Raw genomic sequence first — 11,701 nt, forward strand, 5'->3', positions numbered from 1 at the left:
GGCCCCGAGGTCTGGACGTGCATTCTGGGCGGCGGCCAGGCGTCGGAGCTGGCGGCTGGCGTCCAGGGAGACCGCGAGTGACTGCGAGCGCTGTGCTGCTCTGCGGGGTTCGGTGCGGTGGCACGAGCCTGATGCGGCGCTCGTAGAAGTTCCGCAGACTTTAGGCATGTGCGGACGCTTCCGGGTAGCGTTGGCGATCTTCGGTCTTCTTGTACTTTGTCGCGCATCCCGTGCTGGGATGGTGATGGGATGCGCCCGCATTTCCGCAGGTCACAGCCTTGTGGTGGAGTTCCGCTTCAATGTGTGACCGGTCGGTGGTCCCGTGTCGGTCAGGAGGGGCTTGTCCCTCCGGCGTGGGCGCCCGTGTCCCGCATCAGCGGGCTGTGGGCGCCCTCGTGGAAGTCTCCGGCCATGTCGAGCCAGCCGAGGCAGTAGCGGGACCGGATCTCCCGGCATGCGAGACGCCAGACGCCGTCCTCCTTCGCGTAGTCGTCGTAATAGCGCACCGCGGCCAGGACGCAGGTACCGTCGCGGCCGTGCTCGGCGTGAGCGCTGACGACGCCGGTGGCCCGTTCCGCGTCGATGATCGTGATTACGTGGGAGTGCCGGTAGTGGAACGTGAACTCGTTCTTCGGCAGTTGGGCCCGGTAGAAGGCGTCCAATCGGTCGCGTCCGACCACCTCCCCGCCCTTGAACTTCAGGCGGCCGTTCCGCGTGAAGCAGGCGGTGATGCCGTGCCAGTCGCGGTCGTCCAGCAGATGGCCGTAGCGGTCGGCCAGGTCGGTGAGATCGGCGCGGGTCTCCAGGCGGTTCACTCGCTCGGTCAACGAAAGCGCATCGTCATGTTCGGCCATGCCGCAACGCTAGGACCGTATTGGTTAACCGCCGGTTGAAGTGTTCCTGGGCCGACGCGTGACTGTCCGCTCGGCGTTCATGCCTTGCCGCAGGCGTGCAACTGGAAGTTCTCGAGCAGTACTTCACGGCCGCGTTCGCTCACCGAGACGACGCGGCTGGTCTCGCTCGTGTGCAGCCAGCCCCGGCGGAAGAACTCGGACGCGAGGGTGGCTCCGAGATTCCCGCCGAGGTGGTGGTCCTGCTCGCTCCAGTCGGTGCAGGCGCGGGTCAGTGGGCGTCGCTGCCGGGCCAGTTCGCCGACGTCGATGTCCAGCCGGGCGAAGGCCCGTGCCCCGCGGGGGGTGACGTGCAGGACGGGCCCGCGGCATTCGAGGAAACGACCGTCCAGGAGCCCTCTCGTCAACGTTACGCCCGTCCTGCCGCCGATGTGGTCGTGACACATCCGCCCGCGTCGCAGCGCGGCGTTCTCGGACGCCTCGCGGTACGAGCGGGTGGGCGCGCGGGGCGCCACGAGCAGCAGCGCCTCGATGGCGTCGGCGACGGCCTGGCCGCTGAGCCGGTAGAAGCGCTGACGTCCGAGCGGCTGCACCGCCAGCAGACCGCCGGCCATCAGCTTGCGCAGATGCGCACTCGCGAGTGGGGCCGAGACCTTCGCCCGCTCGGCCAGGGCCGAGGCCGCCATCGGGCCGCCGTCCAGCAGGGCCAGCAGAATCTTCGCGCGCGTGCGATCGCCGATCAGCGCGGCGACAGCAGCCAGGTCCGGTGAGCCGGTCACCTCGTGAAGGTACCGACCCGAGGGCCGCATGAGCCACCCGTCGGTCTTCCGGGGCCCCTCAGCCCCGTCCCCCCGCCCCCCGCAAGAACGTCTCCACCACTCGCGCCGCCAGTGCGTCCGGGTCCGTGACCGGGTCGTTCGGGTTGCCGTGCAGCGTCTCGCCGAGCAGCGCGTAGTAGACGCGCTGGAGCCAGGGGAGGTCGGACGAGGGGGCGATGAGGTGGTCCTCACGGGCGCGTTCAAGGACCGTGACGCAGTGGCGGGCCATGTCCTCGTGGAGCGCGGCCGCCTCCGTGCCGGGGGTGGCGGGGAGGCTCAGGGCGAAGGTCCAGGCGCCCTTGACCTCCAGGACGTTGGCCGTGATGCGGTGCAGGGCCACCAGGGGCGGGGCGGTGGTGGGGCGGCCGTCGTCCACCGCCTGGGCGAGCTGGCGGGCCGCCGACAGGGCCAGGGCGTCGATCAGTGCCTGGCGGTGCGCGAAGCGGCGGTGGATCGTCGTGCGGGACACGCCCGCCTCGGTCGCGATCTGTTCCATGGAGGCGCCCGGGTCCTTGGACAGCAGGCGTTCCGCCGCCTCCAGGATCAGGCGCACGCTGCGCTCCGCGTCCGCCCGCAGCGGCCGTGCCGTTGTCTCGCCGGCCATCGTCCACTCCTCGTCCACTCCGCCTGAACCCCTGAAACGTAACACCGGTGCGCCATCTTTTGAGTATGTGGAACATTGCTGTTGCAGATAGGGAAGGAATAGGTACTCTGCTGTTGCAGATGTTCGGTCCGTTCGCGCCTCACTCAGGAGACCTCCCATGCCTGCAACCGCCCTCGTCACCGGTGCCTCCTCCGGGCTCGGCGCGGAATTCGCCGCCCAGCTCGCCGCCCGTGGGCACGACCTCGTCCTGGTCGCGCGTTCCGAGGACCGGCTCACCGACCTCGCCGCGTGGCTGGAGGCCGAGCACGGTGTACGCGCCCACGTCCTCGTCCAGGACCTCGCCGAGCCCGGCGCCGCCCGCGCGGTCGCCGAACGGCTCGACGAGCGCGGGCTGAGCATCGGCATGCTCGTCAACAACGCGGGGTTCGGGACCTGCGGGCGCTTCGAGGACATCGACGCGGGGCGCGACCACGACCAGTTGATGGTCAATGTCGTCGCGCTCGTCGGTCTCACCCACGCCCTGCTCCCCGGCATGCTGGAACGCGGCACCGGCGCCGTCGTCAACGTCGCCTCCACCGCGGCCTTCCAGCCCGCCCCGTACTTCGCGGTCTACAGCTCGGCCAAGGCGTTCGTGCTGAACTTCGGGCTGTCCCTGCGCCAGGAGTGCCGGGGGCGCGGCGTGCGCGTGCTCACCCTGTGCCCCGGGCCCGTCGACACCCCGTTCTTCGAGGCCATCGGGACCCGTGAGGCGGCCGTCAACGGGTCGATGAGCACGCCGGAGCCGGTCGTGCGCGCCGCGCTGGCCGCCCTCGACCGCGACCGCGCCTATGTCACCCCGGGGTTCGGCAACGCCCTGTCCGCGCACCTGCTGCCGCGCCGGCCGCGCACCCTGGTCGCCGCGATCGCCGAGCGCGTCACGCGTAAGGTCCTCGCCGCCGGGGACGGTGCGCGGGCCGCGTCGTACGCGGCGTGAGCCCGGTCCCGTACGTACCTCTCCGCGGGGCCGGAGCCCCGCGGAGAGGCGTGCGTCAGCAGGTGCCGAGGTCCTCCCAGACGCCCCACTCGCCGGTCGTGCCGGGCTGGTCGCCCTGGACCCACCACTTGGCGCGCCAGGTGTGCCCGTTGTACGAGACCGTGTCGCCGCCGTTGTACACGCGGCCGGCCTCCCACGCCGAGGCGGCGCAGTCGCCCGGGTCGCCGCCGTCACCGTCGCCGGGGGTGCCGCCCCCGCCGATCTGGAGGTCGATGCAGGCGTAGAACGCGTTGGCGGTGTCCGCGATGTTCCAGACGGCCAGCACCTTCTGGCGGCCGGAGTAGCTGCCGAAGTTCACGTGGTGGGTCTTGGTGGCGCCGGGCTGGGCGCCGTTGTCGTTGAACTCCGCGATCTTGGAGCCGCCGATGTAGTACTGCCAGGTGCTCGTGGAGTGGCGGGCCGTCAGCGTCCAGGAGAAGTCGGCAGAGCTGCCGACCGGGGTGGCCTTCCAGCCCTTGCTGTCGTTGTCCAGCTCGGCGAACTGCGCGTTGCCTCCGCTACAGCTCATCAGGCCCTTGGGGCCCTCGACGCTCTGCGGCTCGTACTTGATCTGGCCGCAGTCGACCACGCCGGACGCGCACTGGGCCTGGCGGCTCGGCGGCGAGGAGACGTAACCGTGCGCACTGGCCGTGGTGGCCGGCAGGACCACCGCGAGCAGGGGGGCGACTCCCGCACCGAGCACGAGGGCCAGTTTTCGCTTCGCGTTCATGCCAACTCCTTCGCTGGGGACTGCCGCGGGGTGACGGCAGCGGTCGGACACGCCCGCACCGGGCAGCGGCCTCGTCAGGGGGGTGCCGGCGCAGTGGGGGCAGGGGTACGGCCGGTGGCGAGGGGGGAGCCGCCCGCAGCCCCCGCGCACGCCGATGGCCGCCCGGGGGCGACCACGGCTCACCTTAGGTCTAGACCATACTCATGGGCGTGTACTCGTCAATAGGGCCTGTGCGTCAACAGGGCTTGTACGCAAGGATCTTGACGGAATGTCATGGTGCTGGGCGGGTCATCACGATCCGTGCGATCTCCACCCGGGACCGCGCCCCCAGCTTCCGGTAGGACCGGGTGAGCGCCGCCTCCACGGTCTTCACGCTGAGCGTCAGGCCCGCCGCGATCTCCCGGTTGGTCGCCCCCTGGGCCACCCGCGTCACCACACTGCGCTCCGTCGAGCTCAGCCGCTCCGGCCACGCCCGGTCGTCCAGCGGGAGCGGCGGCGTCTCACCGGCCCGGTCCCGCTCCGCCCGGACCCCCGCGACCCAGGCCCGCGCCCCCGCCGCCGTGAACACGCGCAGCGCCTGCGTGAACGCGGCATGGGCGGCGGCCTCGTCACCGAGGCGGCGGCGCACCCGGCCCAGCGCCACCCGTGTCCGCGCCTCCTCCAGGACGTACCCGGCGCCCCGCAGCCGCGCCGCCGCCTCCTCGTAACCCACCGCCGCCGCCCCCAGCCCGCCGCGCGCCTCGCACACCGCCGCGGCCGCCCGGTCCAGGGCCGCCAGGACACCGGCGCGGCCGAGCCGGGCCGCCTGGGCGCGCGCCCGGTCGATCACCGACTCCGCCTCGTCCACCGCCCCGGAGCGCGCCAGGGCCTCCGCGAGGTCGGCGTGCCAGCGGCGGGTCGCCGGATCGCCCTGACCCTGGGCGCTCTCCAGCTCCGCCGTCCGGCGCAGCAGCACGGCCGCCCGCCCGGGCTCGCCGCCGAACAGCCGGATCCGGCCCTCCGCGTGCAGCGCCCTCGGCAGGAAGAGCCGGTCGTCGTCGTCCTCGCTGTGGCGCCTCGCCGCCTCCGCCGCCGCCAGGGCCTGGCTCAGGCTGCCGCCCGCGGTCTCGGCCAGCGCCACCGCGTACCAGGCGGGCCCCTGGCTCAGCCCCGCCCGCTCCGTGATCCGCAGACTCTGCCGGGCCATCGACAGCGCCTGGCGGCAGCGCCCGCGCTGGATCTCCAGCTGGGCGAGACCGATCAGGCACTGGCTCAGGCAGTCCGCCGACCCCCGCTGCCGCAGCGTGTACACGAGCGTCCGCAGCTCCGCCCGCGCCTCGTCCAGCTGGTCGTGCGCCAGATGGAAACGGTGCTTGAGGTAGATCGGCCCGTTGTGGTGGCTCATCGCGTACGCGTCGTGCGGCGCGGCCAGCGCGGCGGCGAGCGTCGACTCCGCCTCCGGGCGCCCGAGGAACAGCTCCAGGGACGCCTGCTGGGTCAGCGCCAGCACCTCGGTGCGCCGGTCGCCCGCCCGCGCGGCGAGTCCCGCGGCGCGCGCGGCGTGATCGCGGGCCCGCCCGGCCGAACCCCCCACCATCCACGCGTGCCAGCTCATCCGGTAGTGCAGCGGCGCCAGCAGCCCGGGGTCGTCGCCCGCGTCCCGTACCGCCTCCGGGAACACGTCCGCGATCTCCGACATCGCCTGGCCCGAGGCGTCCACCACCACCGTCCAGGCGCGCACCCGGTCGGCGGGCCGGACCGCGTCGCCCAGTACCTCGTACGCCAGCTCCCGGGCGAAGTCCAGGTCGCCCGCGTCCAGCGCGTCCTCGGCGGCCGTCAGCCGGCGGGCCGTGCCGGTGTGCGCCGAACCGGCCGGGGTGTGGCGCGCCGCGAGCCGCCCGAGACGGGCCGCCGTGCCCGGTGCGCCCCGGCGCCTGGCCGCCGACGCCGCCTCCACCAGCCGGTCCGCGACCGCCGGGTCGGGGCCCGCCGTCAGCCGGGCGAGGTGGTGGGCCCGCTCCACCGGGTCGTCGGCCGCCTCGGCCAGCGCGCGGTGCGCGTCCATCCGCAGCGCGTACGGGGCCCGGGCCTCCAGGACCATCGGCGTGAGCGGGTCGGCGAACCGCAGCGCGCCCCGGTCCGGCGGGGCCAGCAGCCCGTGCCGTACGCAGGTGTCGACGTCCGCCGCGGCCTGCCGGCAGCCCGCCCGGCGCAGCAGCTCCACCGTCGGGCGGACCGCCGCGCTCGCGGTGAGCAGCAGCTGCCGGGCCCGCCCGGGGAGGGCCTCCACCCGGTCCAGCACGGGACGGCTCAGCGATTCCGGCACCGGCAGCGGCTCCCAGGCGTCGGGGAGCGGTGCTCCGGCGGCGGCCGACTCGTGCAGTCCGGCGGCCAGTTCGAGGGCGGTACGGGGATGGCCGGACGCAACCTCGTGGAGGCGGGCGACGAGCTGCCGGGGCCAGGCGGGTCCGCCGTGCAGACCGTGCGCGTCGAGCACGTCCGCGATCTCACGCGCCGTCAGGGGCGGCAGCGGCAGCGTCCGTACCGGCTGCGGGCACAGCTCGCGCGCGGCCGGGGCGTCCGGGCCGGTGTGCGGCGCGGTGCGCAGGGTGGCGAGCACCGCGTGGTGCGGGCCCGGGCGCCGGGCCAGGAACAGCAGGACCCGGGCCGTCGGCTCGTCCAGCCACTGCACGTCGTCCACGACCAGCAGCAGCGGGGCGTCCGAGGCGAGCGCCGCGAGCACCTTGCGTACGGCGACCCGCAGGACCAGCGCGTCCCGGCCGCCCGTGGGGTCGGTACCGGCGGGCGGCGTCCCGCGCAGCAGGGCGCCTTCGAGCACGGACCGCTCATGGGCGTTCAGCGGGGCCAGGGCCTCGTCACCGGCCGGGCCCAGCAGGTCGATCAGCCCGAGGAACGGGCTGTCCCGGTCGGCCGGGGACGGGGAGCAGCGCAGGACCCGGTGGCCGCGCGCCGCGAGGCCGTCCGCGATCCGCGCCGCCGCCGTGCTCCTGCCGATGCCCGCCGGGCCGGTGAGGAGGACGGAGCCGCCAGACGCCAGCTGGGCGCGGGCCGCCTCGCGCAGCGCGGCGCGGGTGCCCCCGGGGGCGGCGGAACGGTCGTGTCCGGTGCGGGTCATCGGGGCCCCTTCGCGCGCAGCCTTGTACCCTCGCCGCCCGTGCGACGGGGCCCGCCCATGACCAGGCCCGAATGTAGGACCGGGCGGGGGAGAGGTCAACGGGGCCTCGGCGCCCGTACGCCGACCGGTCACGGCGCGTGCGGCGCGCGCCGTGACCGGTGATCCCCCGTCAGGCGGTCAGGGGCTCAGCACGCGCCCCCGTCCGTCCACACCGCCCAGGAGCCCGGGGCACCCGGCTCCGCACCGGTGGAGTACCACTGCGAGGTGTAGGTGCGGCCGTTGTACGCGACCCGGTCGCCCGGGGCGTACGGGGTGGTGGCGCTCCAGGCCGGCAGGTCGCCGCAGCCCCCGGGCGGGTTGCCGTCGCCGTTGACGGTCCAGGTGAAGGCGGCGGTGCCGGTGGCGCCCGCGGTGTTCTTCGCGGTGACGGTCACCGACGAGGTGCCCGCGGTGGTCGGGGTGCCGGTGATGCGGCCGGTCGAGGAGTTGACCGAGAGTCCGGCGGGCAGGCCGCTCGCGCTGTAGGTGAGCGTCGAGCCGCCCGGGTCGCTCGCCTGGATCTGGAGCGAGACGGCGGTGCCCACGGCGGTCGTCTGGTTGCCGGGGTTGGTCACCGAGGGCGAGCCGGGCTGGCTGCCGCAGGTGCCGGGGACCGGGTCGGCGCCGGTGACGCTGACCGCCGCCCAGGCGGCCTCGATGGTGTTGTACTCGGTGCAGTGGGCGCCGTAGAGGTCGGCCGCCGCCTTCAGCGAGTCGATGCGCGCCTGGTGGTAGTTCTCGCGGCTGTTGGCGTACGTGGCCAGCGCCTTGAACCAGATCTTCCCGGCCTTGTCGTTGCCGATGCCGGTGACCGTGGAGTTGTTGCAGGTCGGGCTGTTCCCGTAGCCGTGGTTGCCGCTGCCGACGGCGGCGAGGAAGAACCAGTGGTTGAGCGGGCCCATCGAGTAGTGCGGGTCCAGGCCGCCGTTGCTGCTGTTCCAGCAGTCGGGCGAGGAGCCGTCCAGCGAGGGCTGGTTCATCCAGCGCAGCGGCTGGTTGTTGCCGCTGATGTTGATCAGCTCGCCCATGGTGTAGTCGGGCTTGTCCACGGGGTTGTTGGCGTAGAACTCCACCAGCGTGCCGAAGATGTCGCTGGTGCCCTCGTTCATGCCGCCGGTCTCACCGGTCTCGTCCCAGCCGGTGAGCGCGCCGCTCACGCCGTGCGCCATCTCGTGCCCGGCGACGTCGAGTTCGACCAGCGGGCGCTGGTTGCCCTGGCCGTCCCCGTACGTCATCTGGCTGCCGTCCCAGAAGGCGTTCACGTACGCGTTGCCGTAGTGGGTCCGCGAGGGCACGCCCCGGCCGTCGCCGAAGATGCCGCTGCGGCCGTGGGCCGTCCTGAAGTAGTCGTACGTCATGGCCGCCCCGTAGTGCGCGTCCGCGCCGGCCGACGCCGGGTCGCTGGGGGAGCCGTTGCCGAAGGTCCCGGTGGAGCTGGTGAACAGCGAACCGGTGCCGCTGGTGGCGTGGTTGAGGTTGGTCGTGTAGCCGTTGCCGTGCGAGGGGTCCTGGAGGCTGTACCCGCTGCCGGACTGGGTGGCGTCCAGCGACACCTGGCCGCTGTAGATGGAACGCCCGGTGACCGCGGTGGCGGCGGCGGACGGCGCGGGCGCGGCGGAGCCGGTGGCCTCGGCGGTACGGGCCCGAGCGGCGGCGCCCTCGGGTGCGAAGGTGCTCACCTCGTCCCGGGTGCGCAGGACCTTGCCGGAGTGCGCGTCCACCAGGACGTGCAGCCGGCTCGGCGTCCGGTCCGCGCGGACCCCGCTGACCACGGTCTCCCAGACCAAGGCGGACGCGGTGCCGTCCAGCTGCACGGCGAGGTGCGGCTTCGAGACCGTCTCGGCCGAGCCCCGGAACGCCTTCCTCGACAGCGTCGCGGCGCGCGACGCGGTGAGCCCGGGGTCGGTGGACAGCGCGGGCGCGGCCTGGGCGGCGCTGGTCAGCGACTCGTAGCTGCCGTCGCTCTTCAGGTGGACGACGACATCGCCGCCGTACGCCGGTAAACCCTTGTACGTCCGGTCGAAGCGCACGGACGCGGAGCCGTCGCGGTCCACGACCAGGTTCCGGACCGTGAAGGCGTCCGATCCGCTCCGGTGTGCGGCGCGCCCGTGCGCCGCCAGGGCCTTCTTCGCGTCGGCCTCGGCATCGCGCCGGACGGCGGCCGTCGGATTCGTCGTGTACGGGGCCGGGGCGAAGGCGTGGGGGCCGGCGGTGGGGGAGGGGGCGGGCGGCGCCGGGGCGGCCGACGCGGCGGGAAGGGCGAGGGCGGAGGCACACGCACAGGCCAGAGTGGCCGTCAGAAGCCTCGTGGCTCTTCGTATGTACATAGGAACGGGGGTGTCCTTTCACCTCGTACAGGCGGAATCCGGCCACCGTCCCGTGGGGTGGTGAGGGCGGTGCCGACGCACGAGTGTGGGGAGCCGTCCGGCGGGGCTGCCAGGCACCCGGCGAATGCCGAGGGGTTTCCCTATGCGGGGTTTCCGGAGCCGCGGCCGCCGCGATTGGACTGGACCAAATCTGGGCAACGCTCTTGTCGGCGAGCTCCTCAGCGCTGGACCCACCCACTGGACCCAAGGAGTCACATGTTCGGGAAGCGCAGTGTCATAGGTACCGCGGCCCTTGCCATGACCGCGGTCGGCGCGATGCTGACGGCGGCCCCCTCCGCCCAGGCGGCGCCGACGGGCTGCACGGTCTCCTACGGGGGCGGTGCCGGCAGCACGATCTCCAGCCTGTGCACGGGCGGCACCGGCCACCACCGCGTCCACGCGGTGCTCAACGCCCTGGACCCGCGCCTTCCGCAGCGGATCGTCCTCGGTGACTGGGCCCCGGTCGGCCAGGCGTCCGTCGCCACCAACCCGTGGGGCGCGGGCAACATCCAGTCCGTCTGGACGGAGACCGTCGACTGGTGACCGTACGCACGACCGAGGGGCGGCTGCCGGTGCGCAGCCGCCCCTCGGGGTGTTCCTGGGCCCTGTCGTCACATTTCCGTCTGCCGGGCGACGCCATGCACGCACTCTCGCCGCACCGGCCCCAGACCCCAGTACATCCAGTACAGGGGTCTGGGGCCGGCACGCCGAGAGCACGCACCTGACGCCGCCCGGCCCGCCCTCCGGGCGGACGACGGAAATATGACGACAGGGCCTAGCGGTGGGAGAGCCCGCGGTCGACGGCCGTGATCAGCTCGCCGTTCTCGGTGTCCCCGTCCAGCGACCAGAACATCGCGCCGCCGAGCCGGTGGTCGCGGATGTACGCGGTCTTGGTGCGCAGCACCTGGGGGTCGTCGTACGTCCACAGCGTGGTGCCGTCGAACAGCCAGGCGCTGCCGTCGCGCGTGTTGCGGTGCACCTTGTACGTACCGGATTCGGCCAGTTTCCTCAGGGCCTTGTAGTCCTCGTAACCGGCCGCCCAGGTAGCCGGGGCGGGGCCCGCCGCCGGCTGTCCCAGACCGTCGCCGCCGCCGGTCACACCGGTCCAGCCCTGGCCGTAGAAGGGCATGCCCATCACGAGCTTGCGGGCCGGGGCGCCCCGCTTCAGCCAGTCGCGCACGGTCCGGTCGACGCTGTAGTCGTTCTTCGCGTACAGCGCGGACTGCTGGGCGGTCCTCGCCTCGCCGGAGACGTGGAAGTCATAGCCCTGAAGGTTCACGAAGTCGAAGTCCCGCATGATGCGCGGCACGTCGAACCCGGCGTCGATCTTCTCGGGGGACGCCGGGACGAACGCCGAGAGGTCGTAGTGCTTCGGCTTCGCGCCGTGGTGCCGGCCCTTCTGCGCCTGGGCGGTCCTCTTCGCGTACGCGTCGAGCTGGGTGCGGAACTCGTGGACCAGGGCGGTGAAGTTCCGCTTGTCCTCCGGGCGGTACACCGTGTCGGTGTCACCGGCGGATCCCGGCCATTCCCAGTCGATGTCGATGCCGTCGAAGAGCCCGGCCGCCGCGCCCTCGCCGCCGCGCGTCCCGTCCACCGGCAGGTTGCCCTTGATGTACAGGTCGATGCAGGAGGAGACGAGCGCCTTGCGCGAGGCGGCGGTGCGGGCCGCGTCGGAGAAGTGCGTGGACCAGCTCCAGCCGCCGAGCGAGATCATCACCTTGAGGCCGGGGTGCTTGGCCTTGAGCTCCCGCAGCTGGTTGAAGTTGCCCGCGAGCTTCTGGTCGTCGGTGTCGGCGGTCCCGTCCACGGAACCGGCCGCGTCGAGCGGACGGACGTAGTCCGCCCAGGCGTCGGCCTCGCCGGGCACATTGCCCGTGAAGCACTTCCCGTCCGCGCTGACGTTGCCGAACGAGTAGTTGACGTGGGTGAGTTTGGCCGCGGTGCCGCTCGTCTCCAGGTCCTTGACCTGGAAGTCGCGTCCGTAGACGCCCCATTGGGTGAAGTAGCCGACGCGCTTGTAGTCGGGCGCGGAGCCGTGGTGGCCGTGCCCGCCGCCGTGACCGCCGTGCCCGGACGAGGCGTTGGCGGCGGGGGAGAAGGAGGCCGCGAGCGTGACAGCGCAGGCGGCGATGGCGAGTGAAGACAGGGTTCTTCGACGCATGAGGC

9 protein-coding genes are annotated in these 11,701 nt (G+C 73.2%); 2 read left to right on the forward strand and 7 right to left on the reverse strand.

The features are described from left to right. Positions 1-329: 329 nt before the first annotated feature. The 3 genes from OHS17_RS21895 to OHS17_RS21905 all read right to left on the reverse strand — a co-directional run bounded on the left by OHS17_RS21895 (position 330) and on the right by OHS17_RS21905 (position 2,273). A complete protein-coding gene (locus tag OHS17_RS21895; protein WP_330313541.1) occupies positions 330-854 on the reverse strand; it encodes a nuclear transport factor 2 family protein in 525 nt (174 codons plus the stop codon). Positions 855-931: 77 nt separating this feature from the next. Continuing rightward, positions 932-1,630 (reverse strand): ArsR/SmtB family transcription factor, encoded by a 699-nt coding sequence (locus OHS17_RS21900; RefSeq protein WP_330313542.1) that lies wholly within the window; start codon positions 1,628-1,630, stop codon positions 932-934. A 58-nt stretch (positions 1,631-1,688) separates the two neighbouring features. After that, the gene (locus tag OHS17_RS21905; RefSeq protein WP_330313543.1) at positions 1,689-2,273 is read right to left on the reverse strand and encodes a TetR/AcrR family transcriptional regulator; all 585 of its coding nucleotides are present in this window, start codon (positions 2,271-2,273) and stop codon (positions 1,689-1,691) included. A 157-nt stretch (positions 2,274-2,430) separates the two neighbouring features. Between OHS17_RS21905 and OHS17_RS21910 the strand changes: the two genes are divergently transcribed. Beyond that, entirely contained in the window at positions 2,431-3,246 is an 816-nt protein-coding gene (locus OHS17_RS21910) for an SDR family NAD(P)-dependent oxidoreductase (RefSeq protein WP_330313544.1), read from the forward strand. A 55-nt stretch (positions 3,247-3,301) separates the two neighbouring features. On the opposite strand, the gene OHS17_RS21915 is transcribed toward OHS17_RS21910, so the two are convergent. The 3 genes from OHS17_RS21915 to OHS17_RS21925 form a co-directional block, all read right to left on the reverse strand. Beyond that, positions 3,302-4,015, reverse strand: a complete 714-nt coding sequence (locus OHS17_RS21915; RefSeq protein ID WP_330313545.1) for a lytic polysaccharide monooxygenase — start codon at positions 4,013-4,015, stop codon at positions 3,302-3,304. A 271-nt stretch (positions 4,016-4,286) separates the two neighbouring features. After that, complete coding sequence (locus OHS17_RS21920) at positions 4,287-7,130, reverse strand: AAA family ATPase (protein ID WP_330313546.1); 2,844 nt, start codon at positions 7,128-7,130, stop codon at positions 4,287-4,289. A gap of 185 nt (positions 7,131-7,315) precedes the next feature. Continuing rightward, a complete protein-coding gene (locus OHS17_RS21925; protein WP_330313547.1) occupies positions 7,316-9,496 on the reverse strand; it encodes a M4 family metallopeptidase in 2,181 nt (726 codons plus the stop codon). Between the two features lie 255 nt (positions 9,497-9,751). Between OHS17_RS21925 and OHS17_RS21930 the strand changes: the two genes are divergently transcribed. Beyond that, a complete protein-coding gene (locus OHS17_RS21930; RefSeq protein ID WP_330313548.1) occupies positions 9,752-10,078 on the forward strand; it encodes a hypothetical protein in 327 nt (108 codons plus the stop codon). A 232-nt stretch (positions 10,079-10,310) separates the two neighbouring features. Here OHS17_RS21930 and OHS17_RS21935 read toward each other — a convergent pair whose 3' ends face one another. Continuing rightward, positions 10,311-11,696: a glycoside hydrolase family 18 protein gene (locus OHS17_RS21935; protein ID WP_330313549.1), complete on the reverse strand. Its 1,386-nt coding sequence runs from the start codon at positions 11,694-11,696 to the stop codon at positions 10,311-10,313. Positions 11,697-11,701 lie beyond the last annotated feature (5 nt).

This window comes from Streptomyces sp. NBC_00523 (assembly GCF_036346615.1).
Lineage (GTDB): Bacteria > Actinomycetota > Actinomycetes > Streptomycetales > Streptomycetaceae > Streptomyces.

What these genes read in the sequence shown, in the direction of transcription:
- OHS17_RS21895 (WP_330313541.1), bottom strand. Translation starts at nt 854, where the DNA reads ATGGCCGAACATGACGATGCGCTTTCGTTGACCGAGCGAGTGAACCGC.
- OHS17_RS21905 (WP_330313543.1), bottom strand. Translation starts at nt 2,273, where the DNA reads ATGGCCGGCGAGACAACGGCACGGCCGCTGCGGGCGGACGCGGAGCGC.
- OHS17_RS21910 (WP_330313544.1), top strand. Translation starts at nt 2,431, where the DNA reads ATGCCTGCAACCGCCCTCGTCACCGGTGCCTCCTCCGGGCTCGGCGCG.
- OHS17_RS21915 (WP_330313545.1), bottom strand. Translation starts at nt 4,015, where the DNA reads ATGAACGCGAAGCGAAAACTGGCCCTCGTGCTCGGTGCGGGAGTCGCC.
- OHS17_RS21920 (WP_330313546.1), bottom strand. Translation starts at nt 7,130, where the DNA reads ATGACCCGCACCGGACACGACCGTTCCGCCGCCCCCGGGGGCACCCGC.
- OHS17_RS21925 (WP_330313547.1), bottom strand. Translation starts at nt 9,496, where the DNA reads ATGTACATACGAAGAGCCACGAGGCTTCTGACGGCCACTCTGGCCTGT.
- OHS17_RS21930 (WP_330313548.1), top strand. Translation starts at nt 9,752, where the DNA reads ATGTTCGGGAAGCGCAGTGTCATAGGTACCGCGGCCCTTGCCATGACC.
- OHS17_RS21935 (WP_330313549.1), bottom strand. Translation starts at nt 11,696, where the DNA reads ATGCGTCGAAGAACCCTGTCTTCACTCGCCATCGCCGCCTGCGCTGTC.